This is a genomic window from Gemmiger formicilis (genome assembly GCF_024462815.1).
In the GTDB taxonomy this organism is placed as follows: domain Bacteria; phylum Bacillota; class Clostridia; order Oscillospirales; family Ruminococcaceae; genus Gemmiger.
In genome coordinates this window covers 374,343-396,668 of the sequence record NZ_JANGCG010000001.1, presented here as the reverse complement: position 1 = coordinate 396,668, position 22,326 = coordinate 374,343, and the positions used below count along the sequence as shown (strand labels likewise).

The following is a 22,326-nucleotide window of genomic DNA, read 5'->3' as shown; positions in this document are numbered from 1 at the left end:
GTGCAAAATCTTCATGTGCGATAAGCAAGGAGATCGCTACTGCTGCGCATATTGCAGGATGTTCTCGGTGTGCAGGAATCCGTGCCAGAACCGCCCGGAAGTGTGCGGATGCTATGAGAAAAAGGAGAAAAAGAAATGAGCGAGAGCAATTTGGTTGTCCTGCCAGATATGCAGGCGGTAGAAAATACGGAGCCCGAGGAAATCAAGGCGCAGGAGGGCATTGTCTCGGCAGCCAGCAAGAAGCTGGACGAGGAAGAAAAGGCGTTTGTCGGCAGCGGCCGCGCAAAGATGATTTTCCCTCATGTGGTAAAGACCCTGCGGGGATTCATCGAGGAAGATGACCGCTTTGCTGAGGTGTTCGCCAACACGGTGCGCACTGTCTCCGAGTGCTGCGCGGCCGTCGTGGATAAGAGTGGCGACGTTATGTCTGACTTGGAGGTGTACCGCAAAGCGGTGCAGTTCTATTTTCCGAACGCGGACGTGGAGTTCAAGATGAACGTCCGCATCACGGGTGCAGCACCCAGCGAGGAGGAGATGAAGAAGCCGGCAGACATCAAGGCAGAGCCCGAGAAGTCGAAGCCCACACCGAAGCCCGCCGCAAAGCCCGCGCCCGCCAAGGCCGAGAAATCGGCCGACGCGGCAAAGGAAAGTCCGGCAGAGTCCGAGAAGCCGAAACCGAAAATCCCGCCGCGCAAGAAAAAGGCGTTCGAGGACGATTCCATGCAGCTGACGTTGTGGGGGTGATTTAGGTGATGCTGGCCTGTAAAGGATTCGAGCCGGGGCTGGTGGCAACGCACGGCGACGGCGAGTACAAGTACCATCCCGGTTTGAATACAACGGAGAAAGCGTTCTGTGCGCAGACGGGTTTCCATTGCGCGGAGAATCCGCTGGAATGCTTCAACTGGTATCCGTGGGATGGCAAGAACGAGTTTTGGCTGGTCGAGCCGAAAGGCGATATTGACGATGATGGCAAGAAAATAAGCTGTACTGAAATTTTCTTGGTGGCGCGGCTCAATGAAATGCGGTTTCTGCGTTTTGTACAAGCCTATCTGCTGGGCCACCCGGAGTGTGAAGAAAGCTGGACGCACAAAAGCAGCGGTCCGATTCACGTCTACAAGGGCAAGAACATCTCGGCAGCGGGGAAGCTGGGCGACTACATTCTGTTCATCAATACGTTTATGAAAGGCATGGCCGCCAGCACGATTATCCACATTGACGGCAAGAAATATATGCCGGACACGATGTACACGATAGGGAGGGACGGCAAAGTTTATGAAAAAGAGTGAAGAACTGGAAAAACTGTGTCCGCCGCCGAAGCCGTCTGAAATAGCAGGGCTTAGTCTGACGGCGACTACGGCCATGGTGAGCGGCCGGTACATCAACGGGCAGGTGATGACCGTGGCAATGTGGGATGGCAAGAAAAATCCGCTTATTGTGTGGCGGTTCTTCGGCGACTACTGGACCGGCGTTCGCCACGACAAGGAAACGTACTTGCCCGCGTTGAGAATCGAGAACGTGTGCAATGAGTTAAATCGGCACTCCATCCCCGTCACGAAAGAGGATGACACGAAGATCCGCGCGTACTTCTGCAACGTCAACTATGCCCGCATCGACGACGTTATTCGCTACGGCCAGTGGCAGAGCAACGAAAAGAAAAAAGCCCGCCGCGAGGAACTGCGCGAGCATGGCTTGAAATACTGGATGTCTCGTGAGCCGGAAGAACCGAAAGATTTTGAGCAGCGAATCCGCCGTGCCAACAGCGACATTATGCTTTTGTGGGTCGGCGTTGAAACAGAGATTGAGGTGGATACAGCCGGCGCGCACAAGATAAAAGTGCAGAAGTGCCATTGCGACGTATGCGGCGCAGATTTCAAGGACTACGGACCGAAGTGGTATGCGCACAAAGAGCCCGCGAAGTGTCCGAAGTGCGGAGAGGAAATTACCGTCCAACTCGCGCGGTACGGCGCGAAGAAAAAGAACACGAGCAGGGTGTTCCTGTTTGGGCAGCAAAGCGCGGACGGATACTGGCTGAAAGCCTATAACGTGTGGTTCGACTACACGAGCAAACGCTGCACGCTGGACGTTACCAAGCGCGAGGTGTATCTGCTGGGGCCGAATATCCACTACGGGTACAACTACGACTGGCACGGCAACTACTACTACCCGGTCATGCGCACGACGTTTGCCCCGGAAAGCCTGTTTGTCGGGTCTATGTACACCGCTTTGATAGGGGTTGATGAAAAACTCGTTGACGAGTTGGACGATTTCATGGACATGGACTACGGCGGCCCGTTCTCGAAAAAGAACAGGGAGAAGTACAGCTTGACCTCGAAGTTGCTTTTGTGGCGGCGCACTCGGCAGATGCCGATGGCAGAATCCCTTATTAAGACGGGGTGGGGCGAGTCACTGCTGCGGGTGTTTGAAACCCGGCGCGGCGACATCCAGCAGCAAATCAACTTCCGCAGCAAGACGTACTACGGAGTTTTCGGCCTGAACAGGGCAGAACTGAACGCTGTTGGTGAAAAGGACTTCAACAAGGTCTGTAATGCGAAAAGGTGGAAAGGGCAGGGCGTGGCAATCACGCCGGAGAACATGAAGCAGCTGGCCGAGGTTGTTTCGGACTACACGCTCATGGATCTGTGCGAGAAATACGGTACGCGGCCGACGCTTAAATATCTTCGGCAAGTGAGCCGCCGCGCCGGGGCAGTCAACGGAGAAATCAAGCGGCAAATCGCGTATGACTGGGAAGACTACATCCGCATGGCAAAGAAAGTTGGCGTGGACCTCAAAGTGGAGTTGAACCGATACCCGCTCCAGTTGGCCCGCCGCCACAATGAGATGATAGCGGTCATCCGAGAAAAGGATGCAATAGCCAGCGCGGAGCGTCGCCGGGAAATGGCCGTGAACTTGGACAAGAAGTTTGGTGTGGCAAAGGTGATGAAGCGCATCCGCAAGCTGTATGAGTACAAGGGCGAGAAGTACAGCATCATTGTTCCCGCTGACCTGTTCGACATCGTGAAAGATAGCACGTTCCTCGGGCATTGCGTGGCGAACACGAACCGCTACTATGAGCGTATCTCGTCCGAGGAGAGTTACATCGTGTTCCTGCGGCAGACGGACAAGCCAAACCGCCCGTGGTACACGTTAGAAATCGAACCCGGCGGTACGATTCGGCAGAAGCGCTCTTACTCCAACGAGCAGTATTCCGATCTGCAAGAAGCCGTGCCGTTCTTGAAAGAGTGGCAGCAGGTGGTGCAGAAGCGCATGGACGAGAAAGAGCGCAAGCTGGCCGTGGAGTCGAAAGAAAAGCGCAACAAGGAATTTGAGGAACTAACAGTAAACGGAAACATCATTCACACTGGGCGGTACGCCGGGAAGCTGTTAGTTGATGAACTGATGAAAGACCTTATGGAAGCGGCAGCCACCGCGTAAAAGAAAGGAGTAAGCTATGATTTTTGAGAAAGCAGAGATTGCGCAGAAGTTAAAGGCGCTGAAAGCGGCTGTTCCGCAGTCGCGGAGCGCCGGGGCGGAGTCGATTACGCAAGGCGTGTTGTTTGAGGGAAACACGATGGCCGCGTCGAACGGTGTCATCTACGCGCAGGCGAAGATTCCGTACAACATCGCAGAGCCGTTTATCCTACCGCCGAACGGCGTTGACCTCATTTGCGGGCTGGATGACCCGCAGGTGTCTATCGAGAAAGACGGCGACAACGTGAAAGTGGCCGGGGCGGGGAAGAAGCGCGCAAAGGCCACGTTGCTGACGGGAACTATCGACAACTTCATGCGCATTGCACCGCCGCAGCAGGGGACGCGAAACGTGTCCGTGGATGCCGAGGAACTTATCGCCGCCATCAAGCGCGTGGGCTACGCGGTGTCCTTGAATCCGAACCGCCCAGCCATGACGGGAATTTACTTCAAGGCCGAGAATGGAAAGCTGAACCTCGTTGGGTGCGACGGCTCCCAGCTGGCAAAGGTCGAGTTTCCGTATGAAGAAGATTTCCACTTCATCCTGCCCAACGAGACGGCGAAGAGCCTGGCCGCTCTCGACCTGCACGGCCAGTGTCAGATTACCGGCGACCACAAGAAAGCGGTCTTCAGCACCGAGGACTACACGCTGACGACCAGCCTTATTTGCGGCGAGTACATGAACTATGAGAGCGTCATCCCGAAAGCGGGCAAGTACGATGTCGTGTTTGACCGCGACAGTCTGCTGGGGGCCGCCACGCGCGTCAAGAACTTGATGGACTTGAAGCACCGCGAGCCGGTGGTGCTGCACATCGACGGCGAAAGCTGCTACATCACATCCCGGCTGACTGGCGTTGAATTCCACGAGGACGTGCTGTGCCAAGGCACCATCCCGGAGCCGATGAACATTGCGTTCGACGACATTCTCCTGCTGAATGGGATTAGCGCTACCAAAGGTGAGGGTATCCGGGCACTACTGAATAGCTCACTCTCACCTATGAAGATTGAAAACGAGGGTTTTACGGCCCTTGTACTCCCGGTACGCATGAAAAATAGAGCATGAAATGAGGTGTTTTTGTGTCCGCTAAAATTGACAAGGAAACGAATATCGGATATAATAAAATGAATTGTGCCGACTTGGTTCGCGCAAGGATGAAAGACACGGGAACGGCACTTCACGAACTGGCCGAAAAGATGGGTTACAGCCGCCAGCGTCTCGGTAACAGATTGCTGAGAAATAGCCTTACAGCGGAAGAATTTTGCGAAGCAATGGCTATCATGGGGGCGACCGTCAAGATCGAGAAAAACGACGGGCAACAGAACTTGCTCTGGGAGAGAACCCCCAGCGTGGGCCCGCCGATTTGCAAGATGTGCAACGGCTATGTTTGCGATACAGAAAAAGCTGACTCGCTGGCAGCGAGTTTCACCTGCCGCAAGTACCCCGAGGGCATCCAGAATCATTTCGCATGGGAGTTGTATCAAGACCGCTCGGGCTTCTATTTCGTGGTAGTTTACAGCGATATTCCGTCCTGCCCGACGAATGTTTATACAGTGACCCCCGAGGAAGCCGAGTGGTACCTCGAACACAATATACTTTGAAATTCTGAACGATGAAACGTGAAAAGGTGGTAAAATGGCCGTAAAGGTAGAACGAATTGATTATAGCCAGATGGAAAATCGGGAGAAGTACCAAGACATCATTATGCAGTATTACGACCATCCGCCCCTCGTATATACTCGGAGTTACGGATGCCAGCAGAATGTCAATGACGGCGAGAAAATCAAGGGCGTACTGCAGGATGTCGGCTACGGCCTGTGCGATAACGTGGAGCACGCAGACCTCATCCTGTTTAACACCTGCGCCGTGCGTGAGCACGCAGAACAGCGCGTTTTCGGCAATGTCGGTGCGCTGAAAAAGCTCAAGGAGCAGAACCCGCGGCTGATGATTGGCATTTGCGGCTGTATGGCCCAGCAGGAGCACATCGTGGAAAAACTGCGCCAGAGCTACCCATATGTGGATCTTGTCTTTGGTGTGGACGGCATTGACCGCCTGCCCACGATGCTGGCGGAGCGCATCCGCAAGGGCAAGCGCTATCTGGAAAAGCCCACCGAGCGCAACGCCGTGGTGGAGGAACTGCCTATCCGCCGGGATTCCGGCTTCCGTGCATGGCTGCCCATTATGTATGGCTGTGATAACTTCTGCACCTACTGCATTGTGCCCTACGTCCGCGGACGTGAGCGCAGCCGTGAGCCCGCCGCTATTCTGGCAGAGTTCAAGCAGCTGATTGCGCAAGGCTACAAGGAAATCACCCTGCTGGGCCAGAACGTCAACAGCTACGGTAAGGGGCTGGAAAACCCGATTGATTTTGCGGATTTGCTGAATCTTTTGTGCGAGGTCCCCGGCGATTATCAAATTCGCTTTATGACCAGCCACCCGAAGGATGCCAGCCGCAAGCTCATTGACACGATTGCCGCGCAGGAGCATCTGTGCAAGCACATTCATCTGCCGGTGCAGTCCGGCTCGGACCGGCTGCTGAAGGAGATGAACCGCCATTACAACGTTGCCCAGTATATGGAGCTCATCAACTACGCCAAGGAGAAAATCCCCGGCGTGACCTTCTCAAGCGATATCATCGTCGGCTTCCCCGGCGAGACCGAGGAGGACTTTGCAGCAACGCTGGACTTGATCCGCAAGGTCGGCTATATGCAGCTGTTTACCTTTATCTATTCCAAGCGCACCGGCACACCGGCGGCCAAGCTGCCTGACCCCACCACCCACGCCGAGAAGGCCGCCCGCATGGAGCGCTTGCTGAAAACGCAGGAGGAATTTGCCTTTGCCGCCACGGCTGCTATGACCGGCCAGACTGTCCGCGTTCTGGTGGAGGCCGCGGGCCGCAATGCGGGTACCGTCAATGGGCGGCTGGACAACAATCTGGTTGTAGAGTTTGCCGCGCCGGAAAGCCTTATCGGCCAGTGGGCAAGGGTGCACGTTACCGGCTCCCGCGCTGCGCTGCTGGTGGGCGAGCTTGCGGAATAAGTACATTCTATAAACAATTATAAATAAGTATAAATAAGGAGATATACACAAATGGATTGCATTGATCTTTTCAAGAAAGCCGCTGCCGCACTGCAGACTGACCCCCGCTACCTGGAACTGGACGCCGCCCGCCGTGAAAACGATGCGGACGAGGAACTGCAGAATATGATTGGCGAGTTCAATCTGGCGCGCCTTGACCTGAACAACGAGAGCGCCAAGGCTGCTACCGATGCCGCCCGCGTGGCAGAGCTGAATCAGCGCGTCAACGACCTGTACAGCCAGATTATGGCCAGTGAGGGCATGGTCCGCTACAACGCCGCCAAGGCCGAGTGCGAGGCAATGGTCAGCCACATTGACGCCATCATCAACACGGCCATGAACGGCGGTGACCCCATGACCGTGCAGGCCCCCACCGGTGGCTGCACCGGCAGCTGCTCCACCTGCGGCGGCTGCCACTGATAATTCGAGACGAGGCAGAAAAGCTGTGGGGCGCATTCTATATGCGCCCGCAGCGCTGTACCCGGCTGCACACGTTTCGAACGGATACAGAATCCGCAATTACAAAGCAACGTAACAACCAGACAAAACAGGAGTGTGAAACATGGCCGAGCAAGCAGTATCGCCCATGATGCAGCAGTATTTTGAAATCAAAAAACAGCATCCCAATGAGATTCTGTTCTACCGCGTCGGGGACTTCTATGAGATGTTCTATGATGATGCGCTGACGGCCTCGCGGGAGCTGGAGCTGACGCTGACCGGCAAAAACTGCGGCAAGGAAGAGCGCGCCCCCATGTGTGGCGTGCCGTTCCACTCCTACGAAACCTATATGGCCCGCCTGATTGCCAAGGGCTACAAGGTTGCCATCTGTGAGCAGATGGAGGATCCGGCGCTGGCGAAGGGGCTTGTCAAGCGCGACATCATCCGCGTGGTCACGCCCGGCACCGTCATTGAGAGCAGTATGCTCCATGAGGACAAGAACAACTATCTGGCCAGCATCTACTGCAAGCGCATCCGCGGCCGCTGGCGTGCAGGCATCTGCTTTGCCGATATTTCCACCGGCGAGGCCTATGCCACTGAGCTGAATGCGGAAAAAATCGGCGGGGCTATCATCACCGAGCTGTGCCGCTATATGCCCAGCGAAATTCTGATTTGCCCGCCGATGCTCGACTTCAAGGACGTGACCACCTACATCAAACAGCACACCAACGCACTTGTGGAGCTGCGGGAGGATGCCTGCTTCAAGGATTCTGTGATGGAAGCCACGATGGCAGGGCAGTTCGGCACAGACTGGCGTGGGAGCCTGCACTATGAGAAGGACTCTCTGGTGCCCTACGCGGTGGCGGCGCTGCTCAACTATCTGCAGGAGACGCAGAAGCACGGTCTGGAACGCATCAAGACGATACAGAACTACGCGGACGCACAGTATATGCGCCTTTCACCTGTGACCCGCGCTAATCTGGAGCTGACCGAGACGATGCGCGGCCGCGAGAAGCGCGGCACACTGCTGTGGGTGCTGGATAAGACCGAGACCTCAATGGGCAAGCGCCTGCTGCGCTCCTGGATTGAACAGCCGCTGGTCGATGCAAGCGCTATCAACGAGCGCCTTGCCGCTGTGCAGGCACTCTACAGTGCCAGTATGGCCCGTGCCGACCTGAAAGAGGCCCTTGGTCATGTCTTTGACATTGAGCGCCTGACAACCCGCATTCTGTACGGCTCTGCCACCCCGCGGGAGGTCAAGGCGCTGGGGGATACCTGTGCCATGCTGCCGCAGGTCAAGGCGCAGGCCGCGGCCTGCGGCGCACCGCTGCTGAGCCGTCTGGCCGACCAGATTGACCTGCTGGAGGATGTCCTGCAGAATATCCAGAAGGCGCTGGTGGATGAACCGCCCGCCAATATGAAGGACGGCGGCGCCATCCGCGAGGGCTACAGCAGTGAGGTTGACGAGCTGCGGGACATCATGCACGGCGGCAAGGGCTTCCTTTCCAATCTGGAAGCCCGCTACCGTGAGGAAACCGGCATCCCTAAGCTGAAAATCGGCTTCAACAAGGTGTTTGGCTACTATATTGAGGTCAGCCGTTCCTACACGGACTCCGTGCCCGATACCTTCACCCGCAAGCAGACGCTGACAACGGGGGAACGCTACATCACGCCGGAACTGAAGGAACTGGAAAATAAAATCCTCGGCGCCAATGAGCGCCTGCTCGTTCTGGAACACCAGCTCTTTGCAGATTTGCTGTCAAGCATCTCGGCAGAGGTTGTCCGCATTCAGCGCACAGCATCGGCTGTGGCTCAGCTGGATGTGCTGGCAGGCTTTGCGGAGGCTGCGCTGCAGAACAACTACGTGATGCCTACCGTGGATGAAAACGGTGTGATGCAGATAAAAGAGGGCCGCCACCCTGTCATTGAGCAGATGCTCAAGGGCAGCCTGTTTGTGCCTAACGATACACTGCTGGACGAGGACGAAAACCGTATGTTGCTGATTACCGGCCCGAATATGGCTGGTAAGTCCACCTATATGCGCCAGAACGCGCTGATTGCCCTGATGGCGCAGATTGGCAGCTTTGTGCCCGCCGCCAGCGCCCACATCGGTGTGGTGGATGCCATTTTCACCCGCGTGGGTGCGTCGGATGATCTGGCTGCGGGACAGTCCACCTTCATGGTGGAGATGACCGAGGTGGCGGAAATTCTCAAAAACGCCACGAAGGATAGCCTTGTCATTCTGGATGAAATCGGCCGCGGCACATCGACCTTTGACGGCATGAGTATCGCCCGCAGTGTGGTAGAATTTATCTGCGAGAACATCGGCTGCAAGACACTTTTTGCCACCCATTATCATGAGCTGACCAGCATGGAGCAGGATATCCACGGCGTGAAAAACTATAACATTGCCGTCAAGAAGCGGGGCGAGGATATCACCTTCCTGCGCCGCATCATTGCAGGCCCTGCCGATGACAGCTACGGTATTGAGGTTGCAAAGCTGGCGGGTCTGCCCGGCAGCGTGACCAAGCGCGCCCACGCTGTGCTGCGCCAGTTGGAGGCCAGCGCCCCAGGGCACAATAACGCGATGCAGCTCGATTTTGAAACGGTCGAGGCGTATAACAATCCCAGCGTACCCAGTGAGGTTGTCGAAAAGCTCCACAGCGTGGACATTGAGACGCTGACCCCACTGGAAGCGCTGAACTTCCTGTATGAACTCAAAAATACTTTGGATAAAGCATAAAGGCAGGTGAGAGTATGGCGGAAATTCGTGTACTGGATAAGCATACCGCGGAACTGATTGCGGCAGGCGAGGTTGTGGAACGGCCTGCCTCCGTGGCGAAGGAGCTGCTGGAAAACGCAATTGACGCGGGCGCAACGCAGATTTCGCTGTCGGCGGTGCGGGGCGGCATCCAGCAGCTGCAGATTGTGGACAACGGCTCCGGCATTGAGGCGGAATATATCGACAAGGCGTTTATCCGCCATGCCACCAGCAAGATTGCCACGGCGGAGGACTTGGGGCGTATTCACACACTGGGCTTCCGCGGTGAGGCGCTGGCCTCCATTGCCAGCGTGGCCCGGGTTGAGGTGCTGACCCGCACCGAGGCGGATGAATTTGCTTGTTGCTACCGCATCGAAGGCGGCGAGCCGCAGGGGATGGAGCCAGGCGCACGGCCGGTCGGTACCACTATCACCGTCAACGATTTGTTCTACAACACCCCCGCCCGCATGAAGTTTTTGAAAAAGGACGCCAGCGAGGGCACCTTTGTGGCCGAGACGGTGCTGCACGCGGCACTGTCCCACCCGGAAATCAGCTTCCGCTTCACCCGCGATGGAAAGCAGCAGTATGTGACCCCCGGTGACGGCGACCTGCGCAGTGCGGTCTATGCGGTGCTGGGCCGGGAATTTGCCCGCGATTTGCTGGCGGTGGAGGGCGGCAGTGACCTGTACCATGTCACCGGCCTGATTACGCCGCCCCGCGCCTGCCGTGCCAGCCGCGGCGCACAGCATTTCTTTGTGAATGGCCGTTATGTCAAGAACCGCACCATGATGGCGGCGCTGGAAAACGCCTACAAGGGCACGATGATGCAGGGGAAGTTCCCCGGCGCGGTGCTTATGTTGGAGCTGCCGCCCGATATGGTGGATGTCAACGTTCACCCGGCCAAGACCGAGATACGCTTTGCCAAGGAAAGTGACGTCTTTGACGCTGTCTACCGCGCTGTGCGCGCGGCGCTGGCCACCCCTGGCAGCGGTGAGTGCCGGTTTGAAATGGGTCATACCGCACCCGGCGAGAGCCAGACGCAGGAGAAAGCAAAGCCTGTAACGCCCGCCGCGCCCGCCAAGCCTGCGGCCGGGCCGTCCGTTTTGCCGAAAAAGGGCGGTTTTACAACGCTTTCTGCTGCGGAATACCGCGCCTTGAACGGTCTGACGGCACCTGTGCCCGCAAGGCCGCTGCCCGGCGTGGTGACGGTGGAATCCGCAAAGCCTGCCTACGATGCGGGGCCCGCGCCGAAGCCGCTGACCCCGACGCCGCCGGTAGAGAAAATCACCCTCCCGGCGCCGCAGCCGATGCCGCCCGCCGCGGCGGATGACACCCTGCTGGATATCCTGCCCGATATGCCGGACGAGCCCCCGGCGCCGCAGCCGGTGCAGCCTGACCCGGAGACGGAATACGTCCAGAATGACCTGCACGCTCTCAGCGCGCTGCCGGACAAAGTCATAACGAGCCCCGAGCAGACAACGCTGACCCCGCCGCCGGAGAGCGAGCCGCTGCGCCTTGTGGGCGAGGTGTTCAAGACCTATATCATCACCGAGCGCGGCGGGGAACTCTGCCTGATTGACAAGCACGCCGCGCACGAAAGGCTGCTGTTTGAACAGCTGGCGAAGGACTACGGCAATGTGCCGTCCCAGATGCTGCTGGTGCCGGTGCAGGTCAACCTGACCGCGGCAGAAAAGCAGGCGGTTCTGCAGAACCTTGACCTGCTGACCGATGCGGGCATTGAGGCCGAGGACTTTGGCGGTGCCACCGTTGTGGTGCGCGCCGTGCCCGCCGATGTACCGGTGGATGATGTGGAGGATATGCTGGTGGAGTTGGCCGCCAAGTTGGCGGACGGCGGCCGTGATGCCCTGCGCGAAAAGACCGAGTGGGTGTTACATTCCATTGCCTGCCGTGCGGCCATCAAGGCGGGCGACCGCACCAATGCTGCAGAAATGCTGGTGCTGGCCCAGCACATTATGGACGGCACAGTGCCGCCGTTCTGCCCGCATGGCCGCCCCTGCGTGCTGAAAATCACCCGGAAGGAGCTGGAAAAGCAGTTTGGCCGACTTGTCTAAATCCCGCGTTATCGCGGTCGGCGGGCCCACGGCCAGCGGCAAGACCGCACTTTCCGTAGGGCTTGCCAAAGCCTTTGGTGGAGAAATCATCAACGCAGACTCGATGCAGATTTACAAGAATCTGGACGTAGGCACGGCAAAGCCGAGCATAGAGGAACGGCAGGGGGTACCCCACTATCTTCTTGACTTCCTGCCGCCGGAGACGCCTTACAGCGTAGCGGATTTTACCGCCGCCGCTGACCCGCTGATACAGGAAATCACCGCCCGGGGCAAGCTGCCCCTTGTGGTGGGCGGCACAGGGCTGTATATTACAAGTCTGTTGAACGGCATGGCCTTTGCCCCCGAAAAGACGGACCCAGCCATCCGCGCCCGCCTGCAGGAAAGGGCCGAAGCGGAGGGCGGTGCGGCGCTGTATGCCGAGCTTCAGAGCATTGACCCGGACTATGCCGCACAGGTACACCCCAATAATCTGCCGCGGGTAATCCGCGCATTGGAGCTGTATGCGGCCACAGGCCGCAGAATGAGCGAGGAGCGCGTGAACGCACGGCCAGCAGAGCCGCCGTATCGTTCACTCTGTCTCTGCCTGACCTGCCGCGACCGCGCAGTGCTCTATGACCGCATTGAACGCCGGGTGAATCTGATGGTGGAAAACGGCGTCCTTGCGGAGGCAAAGCAGGTCTATGACCACCGCGATACCTACCGTACTGCGGCGCAGGCCATCGGCTACAAGGAGTTTTTTCCGTATTTTGAAGGCACAGGCAGTCTCGACGAATGTACCGCAAGGCTCAAGCAGGCTACCCGCAACTACGCCAAGCGCCAGCTGACGTGGTTCCGCCGCCAGAACGATGCCGTCTGGCTTTATATTGATGAGGAAAATGTCCTCGACCGCGCCTGTGAACTGGTGCGGGAATTTCTGCAGCAGTAAGGAGGTGAGCGCACAGTGAAAAATGACCGCCCTGCGGCAAAAAAGATTCTTCATGCAGTCGGTCTGCTGGCACTGGCGCTTGTCTCAATTTACATTATTGTACAGTGCTTCGTGATTTTTCACCATTCCTACAAGACGGAAACCGCCATCACGTACACACTGGCCGAGAGCATCAATCTCGATGGTGTGGTTGCCTTTGACACGGTGGATGTGCCGGGCAGCGGCAACCTTGGCTATCTTGTCAAAGACGGTGAGCGCGTGACAAACGGAACGGTTGTGGCGGAGTGCTACACCGATGACGCACAGGGCCTGCAGCGGGAGCGTCTGGACCGGCTGGACCGCACGATAACGCTGCTGACTAAATCCGAAAATTCCACTGGCAGCGACCTGAATGTGCTGGCCAGCCAGCGCCGACAGGCGCTGTACAATCTGCTGGATAAGCTGGACACCGCACAGTACAGCGGCATTTCGGACGCCGAGGATAACTTCGTGCTGGCACAGAACCGCCTGCAGATCAGCACCGGCCAGACGGCGGGATTCACAGATTCCGTTGCAGCGCTGCAGACAGAGTATGATGCGATAAAAAGCGAGCTGGACGCGCTGCAGACCATCACAGCCACCACAAACGGCTATTTCAGCAGCACAGCGGCCTCGCCCGCCATTGCGGTTGACCGCCAAACGCTGGAGGACGCCGACCCTGCCGCGCTGCAGCAGCTGCTCCAGAATGGCTTTCCTGCGGCCTCTACCGACCGTGCCGGGCAGATTACAACCGGCTTCTCGTGGCGCTTTTATGCCGTCTGTGATTTGGATACGGCAGCGAGGTTTGACAACATCAGCTCTGTAAAAATCAGCGTGCCGGGCAAGCAGAACACCCCGCTGGCCGCCACGGTGGAGGAAATTGTGGAGGACAAGGACGCGGGCCTTGCCAAAATTGTTCTGCAATGCCAGACCATCAATGCCGAGGTTCTGAGCTTTGGGCAGGAGACCGTACAGGTTGACTTGAAAACCTATGAGGGCATCCGCATCGACAAGGAGGCCCTGCACATTGTGAACGGCCAGCGCGGTGTCTATGTCAAGTACGGCAATCTGCAGCGCTTTTTGAAAATCACAACGCTGTACGAGAATGACAGCTATATTCTGATTCCCGAAAACGGCAAAATCGGCACCGAAAATGAGGTGCGTCTCTACGATGAGATTATCGTGGAGGGCACAAATCTGCAGGACGGCAAACTATTGTGACGAAATTACGGCATTTTGTATTGACAAGACCGCCGAAATAGCAGATAATATTTAGTATATATCGCTGTAATAGTGCGCTGACGTAAACAGCGCTACTTTCTTAAAGGAGTTTTACGACCATGTCCATGTTTGACAGTTTGAAAAGCAAGCTCGGTATTGACCCCGATGCGGATTCCTATGTGGATGATACCGAAGATGAAATTTTTCCCGGCGGGCAGGGTGCTGCCGCGCAGGACTATAACCAGCAGGAGGTCAAACAGCACAGCAATAAGGTCGTGAACATCAATGCCACGACCCAGCTGCAGGTTGTTCTGGTCAAGCCAGAACGCTTTGAGGATGCTTCGACCATCGCTGACCAGCTCAACGCCAAGCGCACGGTTGTGCTGAATCTGGAATCCACCGGCAAGGAGGTTTCCCGCCGCCTGATTGATTTCCTGTCCGGCGTGGCCTACGCCAACAACGGCCAGATTAAACGCGTGGCCACCAGCACCTTCATCATCACGCCGTACAACGTTGATATTATGGGCGACCTCATCGACGAGCTGGAGAATAACGGTGTATTCTTCTGATACCCCGCAGTCTGCCTGCCGCGGCTTTGTGCCGCCGCAGAATGATGATGAGCGCCGCCTGATGCACCGTGTGGAAGAGCTTTGCCGTGTGGCCGAGGCTCGCGGTATCCCGCGCTATACCGGCTTTCTCTCGGACCGGGAGCAGAGTCTGGCGCAGGCCGCCTGCAACAAGGCCGGTTGCACCGCCATCCGCTTCTGGGGCGGCTACCCGGACGCCGAGCGCAGGGTGCTCTGCATTGAGCCGCCCGGCGCCTGGCAGGAAGAGCCGCTGGCCTATCTGCAGTTTACAGCCTACGGCGATAAGCTGCCCACCCACCGGGACTATCTTGGCTCCATTCTGGGGCTGGGGCTTGAGCGCACCTGTGTGGGAGATTTGCTGGCAGACCCTGCGCATACGGACACTTTTTATGCGGTGGTTCTGGCTGATAAGCAGGCGTTTATCGCGTCCGAGCTGACCAGCGCAGGCCACAGCACGGTGCATACCGACTGTCTTGATGCCCTGCCGCCGCAGCTGGCCGCAGGGCCGGAGCGCCCTCTGCAGGAGGCAACCGTGCCCTCCCTGCGTGCGGATGCTGTGCTGGCGGTTATGCTGCACACCTCCCGCACTCGCGCCGCGGAATATATCACGGCTGGCCGGGTGGAAATCAACCATCTGCCGCTGAAGGCCGCCCACGAGACCGCCTACGCTGAGGATATCTTCACCGTGCGGGGTGTGGGGCGCTTTAAGCTGGCGGCCATTGGCGGCAAAAGTCGCAAGGACCGCCTGTTCATATCCTTTTACCAATATTGAGCGCATGATCTGCCCGCAGGCCGCGGGCCGGGAATAACAGGGCACCGCGCCCTGCATACAGGAGGAAAATCATGATCTCTTCTGAGGATGTCCGCCATGTAACCTTTGACAAGGCGTTTCAGGGCTATCGCCGTGAGGACGTGGATGCTTATCTGAAAGAGGTGGCGCAGACGATGGATGATCTGGCCGCCCAGAACGATGATTTGCAGAAAAAGCTCGTTGTGCTGGCCCAGCGCATTGAACAGTACCGCACGATGGAAGATACCCTGAGCACCACGATGATTAACGCCCAGCGTCTGGGCGAGAATGTCATCCGCGAGGCCAAGCAGAAGGCAGCCGAGATTATCCGCGCCGCCAACATCAAGGCGGAGGACCGTGAGCAGCGCTCCCGCGATGATGTGGAGCTGGCCAAGCAGGAGATTGTCACCCTCAAGAGTGAGGCGGACAGCTTCAAGCGCTCCTTGATTGAGATGTACCGCAAGCACATCAACCTCATCAATAAGCTGCCGGACTACACCCCGCAGCCCGAGGAAGAGCCTGCCCACCCGGCCCAGCCTGCGCCGGAGCAGACAGCAGCACCGGTACAGCCCGCTACACAGGCGGCTCCCGTGCAGCAGGTTGCTGCGCAGGAGCCTGTCTACGCGCAGCCAATCGCTCAGCCTGCCCCCGAGCCTGCCCCGGTGCAGGAGCAGCCCACGGCCTACTATGAGGAGCCCGCCGCACAGCCTGCGGCAGAGCCGCAGCGCACCCCGCTGAACACCGAGAAGGTGGACACGGTGGAGTTTGCCATTGCGCCCCACCCGGAGGAGCCGGACGAGGCCCCGGCCTACAGCGCCCCGGAGGAGTCCGCCATTGACGAGAGCCGTTTTCAGGATGTGTCCGGCCTGTATGACGAGCCGGAGGCAAAACCTGCCCGCCGCACCCGCAAGACCGGCACCACGGCCAAGCGCACCACCCGCAAAAAAGCAAGTGCCGAACCCCAGGAGGAGCTGAACTCCCCGGCGTTCGATAACTTTGAAGGCGTTGACTTTGACAGCTGACACCGAATGTGATATAACTATGGCAACACCGCACAATTCGCGCCTTACGGCTTAAGCACCGCTGCCGTGGCTGTGAAGCACAATCTGCGTTGCGAAAATGCTCGATAATACTCCAGTATTATCTGCGCTTTTTGCTTAGCAGCTTGTACTTCTCGCTTGCTGCATCGACACTTAGAATTATGTGGTATGGCCTGAAGAATCCATAAAATAGAGGAGAGTAGGAAACCTTGGCGCAGAACTATAACGACACCATCCACAAGATGCAGACCCCATTTGAAATGCGGGCTGGTCTGCCGAAAAAGGAACCCAAAATGCTGGAGGACTGGGAGAAAAACCACGTCTACGAGCAGATGATTAAAAACAATGAGGGCAAGCCGCAGTATATCCTGCATGACGGCCCTCCGTATGCCAACGGCAATATCCATATGGGTACGGCCCTGAACAAGATTATCAAGGATATCATCATCCGCTATAAGAATATGTCTGGCTTCCAGGCACCCTATGTGCCCGGCTATGACACCCACGGCCTGCCTATCGAGCTGAAGGCACTCAGCTCTCTGGGTGACAAGAAGGCGGGCGTCTCCAAGCTGGAGTTGCGTCAGATTTGTAAGGAATTTGCCACCGAGCACATCGGCGTTATGAACGAGCAGTTCAAGCGTCTGGGCGTGCAGGGCGATTTCGAGAACCCTTATCTGACCCTGCGCCCCGAGTTTGAGGCCCGTCAGGTGGAAATCTTCGGCGAGATGGCCAAGAAGGGCTACATCTACAAGGGCATGAAGGCTGTCTACTGGTGCCCCGAGGACCGCACCGCGCTGGCCGAGGCCGAGATTGAGTACGCCGAGGACGAGTGCGATTCCATCTACGTCCGCTTCAAGCTGACGGACGACCCCAACGGCGTGCTGGCCAAGCACAACATCCCGCTGGAAAAGGCCTGGATTGTCATCTGGACCACCACCACCTGGACGCTGCCCGCCAACGTGGCCACCTGCCTGAACCCCAATCTGGAATATGCTTTCGTCAAGATTGGCGATGCCTACCACATCATGGCCCGCGAGCTGGTGGAGTCCACGATGAATGGCTGCCACATCGACGAGTATGAAATCCTGCCTGAGACCGTTCTGGGCAGCGAGCTGGAGCTGATGCAGTATCAGCATCCCTTCCTCGACCGCAAGGGTCTGGTCATTCTGGGCGACCATGTCACGCTGGAAGGCGGCACTGGCTGCGTCCACACGGCTCCCGGCCACGGCGTGGAGGACTTTGAGGTCTGCGTCAACCACTATCCGCAGGTTCCCGTTGTGGTTCCTGTCGATGACGCCGGTCGCCTGACCGCTGAAGCCGGTGAAAAGTTTGCCGGTCTGAAGGTCTGGGATGCCAACAAGGTCATTCTGGAGCACATCAAGGAAAGCGGCCATCTGATGGGCGTGCAGCACATCACCCACCAGTATCCGCATTGCTGGCGCTGCCATCATCCCATCATCTTCCGCGCTACCGAGCAGTGGTTCTGCTCCATCGATGCCTTCAAGGAGGATGTCTACAAGGCCATCGACAGCGTGCACTGGCAGCCGGCGTGGGGCCATGACCGTATGGCGGGCATGGTGCGCGACCGCAGTGACTGGTGCATCAGCCGTCAGCGCGTCTGGGGCGTGCCCATCCCGGTGTTCTACTGCAAGAAGTGCGGCAAGTACCACATCACCGACGCCTCCATCAAGGCTGTCTCTGACCTGTTCCGCAAGGAAGGCAGCGATGCCTGGTACAAGTATGATGCCAATGACATCATGCCGAAATCCGAGGTCTGCGAGTGCGGTGCTTCCGACTGGGAGAAGGACCCCGATATCATGGATGTCTGGTTTGACTCCGGCTCCACATGGAGCGCTGTCTGCCGTGAACGTCCCGAGCTGCGCTGGCCCGTCGATATGTATATGGAGGGTGCCGACCAGTTCCGCGGTTGGTTCCAGTCCAGCCTGCTGACCAGTGTGGCCACGCAGGGCGTTGCGCCGTACCGTGAGGTTCTGTGCCACGGCTGGGTTGTGGACGCACAGGGCAAGCAGATGCACAAATCCGCCGGCAACGGCATGGAGCCCAGCGAGATTATCCGCGACTATGGTGCGGATATCATCCGCCTGTGGGTTGCTTCCAGCGATTACACCGTTGACGTCCGCGCCGGTAAGGAAATCTTCCGCCAGCTGTCCGAGGCATACCGCAAGATGCGCAACACCGCCCGCTTCATGCTGGGCAACATCAACGATTTTGACCCCGCCAAGGATATGGTTGCAGAGGATCAGCTGTTTGAGATTGACCGCTGGGCACTGGAGGCCTGCAACAAGCTGACCGCCAACCTGCGCGATGCCTATGACCACTATGACTTCAGCCGCGCCTACCACGCACTGTACAACTTCTGCGTCATTGATATGTCCAACTTCTATATGGACGTCATCAAGGATCGCCTGTACTGCGCCGATGACCATGCCCGCCGCTGCGCCCAGAGTGCCCTGTACCGCATTCTGGTGGACTTCACCAAGCTGCTGGCACCCATCCTGTGCTTCACCAGCCAGGAAATCTGGAGCTATATCCCGAAGCTGCCCGGCATGAAGGACTATGTTGTCTTTGAGCAGATGCCCGAGGCAAAGGCTGCTGCCGATGAGGCGTTTGAGGCCAAGTGGGATCGCATCATGGCCATCCGTGACGATGTCAAGAAGGTTCTGGAGCAGGCCCGTGCCGATAAGGTCATTGGCTCTGCGCTGGAAGCCAGCCTGACGCTTTATTGCAGCAAGGAGGTCTATGACTTCTTGAACGCCATCCCGATGGATGAGCTGGCTGATTTGTTCATCGTCTCTCACGTTGACCTCGTTGAGGGTGAGGGCGGCGTCAAGGGCCTGGTTGAGGGTCTTGGCGTCAGTGCTGCCCATGCGGCCGGCAACAAGTGCCTGCGCTGCTGGAAGTATGAGCCTTCCGTTGGCGAGGACGGTCTGTGCCCGCGCTGCGCTAAGGTTCTGAAACAGTAAGTTTTACCCGTCAGCGGTGCTTATACGTGTAAGCACCGCTGATTTTTTCGGATAAGGTGACGTATGATTTCTGGTTTGTTATCTCTGCTGGGGGCGGCCGTACTGGTCGTACTGGACCAGCTTATCAAGCACTGGGCCACGGCGGCGCTGCTGCCGGTGGGCAGTATGGAGGTACTGCCCGGCATTGTGGAGCTGCGCTATTGCCTGAATGACGGTATGGCATTCTCGATGCTGGCGGGCAAGCAGGGGCTGCTGATTGGTGTAACATCCGTTATGCTGGTGGCCGTTCTGGTTATGCTGTTTGTGCGTAAAATGCCGTTGGCAGAGCGCATTGCATGGACGCTGGTGCTGGGCGGCGGCGTGGGCAACCTCATTGACCGCGTGCTCAACGGCGTTGTGGTGGACTACATCAACGTGCTGTTTATGCACTTTGCCATCTTCAATTTTGCGGATATCTGCGTCTGTGTGGGCGTTGGCCTGCTGATGCTGGTGCTGCTTCTGGACTCCACCAAAAAGGATGCGCCGACACAGCAGAAGGCGGAGGACGATGGAACGGCTTGAGTTTACGGCTGCGCCCGGTGACACAGGCCGCCTGGATGCGTGGCTGGCAGGGCAGTGCCCGACATTGTCCCGCAGTGCGCTGCAGGGGCTGATGGAGCAGGGCCTTGTGACGCGGAACGGCGCGCCGGTCAACAAAAAGGAAAAGGTCCTTCCCGGCGCTGTCTATACCATTGACCTGCTCGACCCGCAGCCCATCGAGGCCGTACCCCAGAACATCCCGCTGGATATTGTCTATGAGGACGAGGACCTTCTGGTGGTCAACAAGCCGAAGGGGATGGTTGTCCACCCGGCACCCGGCAACCCGGACGGCACGCTGGTCAATGCGCTGCTCTACCACTGTGCGGGGCAGCTGTCCGGCATTGGCGGCGCCATCCGCCCCGGCATTGTGCACCGTATTGACAAGGACACCAGCGGCCTGCTGGTGGTGGCCAAAAATGACGCAGCCCACCATGCGCTCAGTGAACAGATGAGCGTGCACAGCATCCACCGCGTCTACCACGCGGTTGTCTACGGCAACCTGAAGGAGGACGAGGGCTATGTGGAAGCGTGGCTGGGCCGCGACCCCAGAGACCGCAAGAAAATGGCGGTCCTGCCGGAGAACGCACCGGGGGCCAAGTATGCCTATACGGGCTGGCAGACACTGGAACGGTACGGCAACTTCACCTACATTGCCTGTAAGCTCAAAACCGGGCGTACCCACCAGATACGCGTACATATGACCTCCACAGGCCACCCGCTGGCGGGGGATGCCGTCTACGGTCCCAAAAACTGCATCAAGGCACTGGGCGGCCAATGCTTACACGCGAAGGAGCTGGGCTTTGTCCACCCGAAAACAGGGCAGTGGATGCAGTTTGATTCACCCCTGCCGCCTTATTTTACAGATTTTCTGACACGGTTAAGAAAGGAACATCGCACATGAAAGCACCCCTCAGCGATACCCTTGTAATCTGTGATATGGATAACACCCTACTGACGGCCAAGGCGGGCATCCCTGCCTGCAACCGGGCCGTCATCCAGCTGTACACCAGCATGGGGGGACTTTTTACAGTGGCCACAGGCCGCCCGCCGGAGTCCATCCGTGCGGCGCTGGGGGACATCAAGCTGTCTCTGCCGGCTATCTCCTGCAATGGTGCGCTGCTGTATGATTTCTCCACGGACTCGGTGCTCCACCGTTCCACGCTGAACCGGGAGCAGGCCACCACGGCGATTCTGGATATTTTGAACAAGTTCCCGCGCATGGGTGTTGAGGTTATGGCGGGCAACGGCGAAATGTACGTGATTCACGCCAACGAGGTGACCCACGCCCATCAGGTGGATGAGCAGCTAGGCAGCATTGCCTGCCCGGTGGAGTCCGTGCCGGATGGCTGGGTCAAGGTGGTGTTCGCCTCCGACCCGGAGAGCATCCGCAAGCTGGGCCAGTACGCCAAGACGAAATATTACGGCAGGGATAACTATTTCCTGGCCACCAACAGCATCTATCTGGAAATTATGCCTGGCGGTGTCAGCAAGGCAAGCGGCCTGCATGACCTCTGCGCACTGATGAGCAAATCCATGAAAAACACGGTGGTTATCGGTGATTACTACAATGATCTGGAGCTGATGCGGGAGGCCGGGTATGCGGTGGCGGTTGCCAACGCCCCGGCTGAGGTCAAGGCGGCCGCCGACCACGTGACGACTTGCACCTGCGCCGAGGGCGCAGTGGGCGAGTACCTGTACAGCCTGATTGGCAAGGCCGAAGCGTAAAAGAGGGCATGACGATGAAAGTCAGCAAATTCATGAACCCGAAGGGTGTACTGCTTCAGGCAAAGATAGATAATTCTGCTGATGCACTGGGAATTCTGGTGGAGCTGCAGGAGGGAATAGGCGTTATCACAAACGGAAACGCCTATTACAAGGCTGTCTCCGCGCGGGAGAGCTTTGGCGGAACCACAGCCATAGGCGGCGGCATTGCGCTGCCCCATGCCAGCAACGCGGGTGTGTCCGCGCCGGGCATTTCGGCGGTGCTACTGCGCCGCGGCGTGGACTGGGGCGCACCTGATGGGGCACCGGTGGATTTGATTTTTATGATTGCCGTTCCGCCGGGAAGCGAAAGCCTGCATTTACAGATTCTGGCGCGGCTGGTGAATCTGCTCAGCCGCAGTGAGCTGACGGAGGCTCTGCACACCGCCAGCAACCCCCAACGCTTTGTGGAGCTGATTGCCAAAACCGAAAACGCCTGCTTTGCAGAGTAAACCCATCCCGGCCCAACGCGGCCGGGATATTTTTTGCCTGCAAGTTCAGACAAAACCGTCGATTTGCACAAAACAATATAAAATTTTGCTGCTGTATTATACGGATTTGCACTTGCTTTAAACCACTAAAGTGTGCTATACTTTAAAGCACTAAACC

At 57.8% G+C, this 22,326-nt stretch carries 19 protein-coding genes; all 19 read left to right on the top strand.

The features are described 5' to 3' along the window. Nucleotides 1–135: 135 nt before the first annotated feature. The 19 genes from NE623_RS01905 to NE623_RS01815 all read left to right on the top strand — a co-directional run bounded on the left by NE623_RS01905 (nt 136) and on the right by NE623_RS01815 (nt 22,169). On the top strand, nt 136–744 hold the full coding sequence (locus NE623_RS01905; RefSeq protein WP_256270896.1) for a hypothetical protein: 609 nt from the start codon (nt 136–138) through the stop codon (nt 742–744). 8 nt (nt 745–752) lie between these two features. After that, a complete protein-coding gene (locus NE623_RS01900) occupies nt 753–1,286 on the top strand; it encodes a DUF7666 domain-containing protein (protein ID WP_256270897.1) in 534 nt (177 codons plus the stop codon). Continuing rightward, nucleotides 1,273–3,432: a PcfJ domain-containing protein gene (locus NE623_RS01895; RefSeq protein WP_256270898.1), complete on the top strand. Its 2,160-nt coding sequence runs from the start codon at nt 1,273–1,275 to the stop codon at nt 3,430–3,432. The genes NE623_RS01900 and NE623_RS01895 overlap by 14 nt, the downstream gene beginning before the upstream one ends. A gap of 16 nt (nt 3,433–3,448) precedes the next feature. Continuing rightward, nucleotides 3,449–4,528 (top strand): DNA polymerase III subunit beta, encoded by a 1,080-nt coding sequence (locus NE623_RS01890; protein ID WP_256270899.1) that lies wholly within the window; start codon nt 3,449–3,451, stop codon nt 4,526–4,528. Nucleotides 4,529–4,542: 14 nt separating this feature from the next. Then, the gene (locus tag NE623_RS01885) at nt 4,543–5,064 is read left to right on the top strand and encodes a hypothetical protein (RefSeq protein ID WP_256270900.1); all 522 of its coding nucleotides are present in this window, start codon (nt 4,543–4,545) and stop codon (nt 5,062–5,064) included. A 70-nt stretch (nt 5,065–5,134) separates the two neighbouring features. After that, nucleotides 5,135–6,502, top strand: coding sequence for a tRNA (N6-isopentenyl adenosine(37)-C2)-methylthiotransferase MiaB (gene miaB / locus NE623_RS01880; protein ID WP_370866665.1), 1,368 nt, complete (start codon nt 5,135–5,137; stop codon nt 6,500–6,502). Between the two features lie 51 nt (nt 6,503–6,553). Continuing rightward, on the top strand, nt 6,554–6,961 hold the full coding sequence (locus NE623_RS01875; protein WP_256270902.1) for a YlbF family regulator: 408 nt from the start codon (nt 6,554–6,556) through the stop codon (nt 6,959–6,961). Between the two features lie 142 nt (nt 6,962–7,103). After that, nucleotides 7,104–9,722: a DNA mismatch repair protein MutS gene (gene mutS / locus NE623_RS01870; RefSeq protein WP_256270903.1), complete on the top strand. Its 2,619-nt coding sequence runs from the start codon at nt 7,104–7,106 to the stop codon at nt 9,720–9,722. 14 nt (nt 9,723–9,736) lie between these two features. Next, the gene (gene mutL / locus NE623_RS01865) at nt 9,737–11,812 is read left to right on the top strand and encodes a DNA mismatch repair endonuclease MutL (RefSeq protein WP_256270904.1); all 2,076 of its coding nucleotides are present in this window, start codon (nt 9,737–9,739) and stop codon (nt 11,810–11,812) included. Continuing rightward, on the top strand, nt 11,796–12,737 hold the full coding sequence (gene miaA / locus NE623_RS01860) for a tRNA (adenosine(37)-N6)-dimethylallyltransferase MiaA (RefSeq protein WP_256270905.1): 942 nt from the start codon (nt 11,796–11,798) through the stop codon (nt 12,735–12,737). Before mutL ends, miaA begins: the two co-directional genes overlap by 17 nt. 15 nt (nt 12,738–12,752) lie before the next feature. Then, nucleotides 12,753–13,976 carry an HlyD family efflux transporter periplasmic adaptor subunit gene (locus NE623_RS01855; RefSeq protein WP_256270906.1) on the top strand — a complete coding sequence of 408 codons (1,224 nt, stop codon included), beginning with the start codon at nt 12,753–12,755 and terminating at the stop codon, nt 13,974–13,976. Nucleotides 13,977–14,095: 119 nt separating this feature from the next. Beyond that, nucleotides 14,096–14,545, top strand: a complete 450-nt coding sequence (locus NE623_RS01850; RefSeq protein ID WP_256270907.1) for a cell division protein SepF — start codon at nt 14,096–14,098, stop codon at nt 14,543–14,545. Beyond that, nucleotides 14,532–15,335 carry a YlmH/Sll1252 family protein gene (locus NE623_RS01845; protein ID WP_256270908.1) on the top strand — a complete coding sequence of 268 codons (804 nt, stop codon included), beginning with the start codon at nt 14,532–14,534 and terminating at the stop codon, nt 15,333–15,335. The genes NE623_RS01850 and NE623_RS01845 overlap by 14 nt, the downstream gene beginning before the upstream one ends. A gap of 71 nt (nt 15,336–15,406) precedes the next feature. Next, nucleotides 15,407–16,375 carry a DivIVA domain-containing protein gene (locus NE623_RS01840; protein ID WP_256270909.1) on the top strand — a complete coding sequence of 323 codons (969 nt, stop codon included), beginning with the start codon at nt 15,407–15,409 and terminating at the stop codon, nt 16,373–16,375. A 227-nt stretch (nt 16,376–16,602) separates the two neighbouring features. Beyond that, nucleotides 16,603–19,377: an isoleucine--tRNA ligase gene (ileS, locus tag NE623_RS01835; protein WP_305146064.1), complete on the top strand. Its 2,775-nt coding sequence runs from the start codon at nt 16,603–16,605 to the stop codon at nt 19,375–19,377. A gap of 63 nt (nt 19,378–19,440) precedes the next feature. Further along, complete coding sequence (gene lspA, locus NE623_RS01830; RefSeq protein ID WP_256270910.1) at nt 19,441–19,938, top strand: signal peptidase II; 498 nt, start codon at nt 19,441–19,443, stop codon at nt 19,936–19,938. Further along, complete coding sequence (locus tag NE623_RS01825) at nt 19,925–20,857, top strand: RluA family pseudouridine synthase (protein WP_256270911.1); 933 nt, start codon at nt 19,925–19,927, stop codon at nt 20,855–20,857. The genes lspA and NE623_RS01825 overlap by 14 nt, the downstream gene beginning before the upstream one ends. After that, on the top strand, nt 20,854–21,681 hold the full coding sequence (locus NE623_RS01820) for an HAD family hydrolase (RefSeq protein ID WP_256270912.1): 828 nt from the start codon (nt 20,854–20,856) through the stop codon (nt 21,679–21,681). Before NE623_RS01825 ends, NE623_RS01820 begins: the two co-directional genes overlap by 4 nt. A gap of 14 nt (nt 21,682–21,695) precedes the next feature. Beyond that, nucleotides 21,696–22,169 carry a PTS sugar transporter subunit IIA gene (locus NE623_RS01815; RefSeq protein WP_256270913.1) on the top strand — a complete coding sequence of 158 codons (474 nt, stop codon included), beginning with the start codon at nt 21,696–21,698 and terminating at the stop codon, nt 22,167–22,169. Nucleotides 22,170–22,326: the final 157 nt, after the last annotated feature.

What these genes read in the sequence shown, in the direction of transcription:
- NE623_RS01905 (WP_256270896.1), top strand. Translation starts at nt 136, where the DNA reads ATGAGCGAGAGCAATTTGGTTGTCCTGCCAGATATGCAGGCGGTAGAA.
- NE623_RS01900 (WP_256270897.1), top strand. Translation starts at nt 753, where the DNA reads ATGCTGGCCTGTAAAGGATTCGAGCCGGGGCTGGTGGCAACGCACGGC.
- NE623_RS01895 (WP_256270898.1), top strand. Translation starts at nt 1,273, where the DNA reads ATGAAAAAGAGTGAAGAACTGGAAAAACTGTGTCCGCCGCCGAAGCCG.
- NE623_RS01890 (WP_256270899.1), top strand. Translation starts at nt 3,449, where the DNA reads ATGATTTTTGAGAAAGCAGAGATTGCGCAGAAGTTAAAGGCGCTGAAA.
- miaB (WP_370866665.1), top strand. Translation starts at nt 5,135, where the DNA reads ATGGAAAATCGGGAGAAGTACCAAGACATCATTATGCAGTATTACGAC.
- NE623_RS01875 (WP_256270902.1), top strand. Translation starts at nt 6,554, where the DNA reads ATGGATTGCATTGATCTTTTCAAGAAAGCCGCTGCCGCACTGCAGACT.
- mutS (WP_256270903.1), top strand. Translation starts at nt 7,104, where the DNA reads ATGGCCGAGCAAGCAGTATCGCCCATGATGCAGCAGTATTTTGAAATC.
- mutL (WP_256270904.1), top strand. Translation starts at nt 9,737, where the DNA reads ATGGCGGAAATTCGTGTACTGGATAAGCATACCGCGGAACTGATTGCG.
- NE623_RS01850 (WP_256270907.1), top strand. Translation starts at nt 14,096, where the DNA reads ATGTCCATGTTTGACAGTTTGAAAAGCAAGCTCGGTATTGACCCCGAT.
- NE623_RS01840 (WP_256270909.1), top strand. Translation starts at nt 15,407, where the DNA reads ATGATCTCTTCTGAGGATGTCCGCCATGTAACCTTTGACAAGGCGTTT.
- lspA (WP_256270910.1), top strand. Translation starts at nt 19,441, where the DNA reads ATGATTTCTGGTTTGTTATCTCTGCTGGGGGCGGCCGTACTGGTCGTA.
- NE623_RS01825 (WP_256270911.1), top strand. Translation starts at nt 19,925, where the DNA reads ATGGAACGGCTTGAGTTTACGGCTGCGCCCGGTGACACAGGCCGCCTG.
- NE623_RS01820 (WP_256270912.1), top strand. Translation starts at nt 20,854, where the DNA reads ATGAAAGCACCCCTCAGCGATACCCTTGTAATCTGTGATATGGATAAC.
- NE623_RS01815 (WP_256270913.1), top strand. Translation starts at nt 21,696, where the DNA reads ATGAAAGTCAGCAAATTCATGAACCCGAAGGGTGTACTGCTTCAGGCA.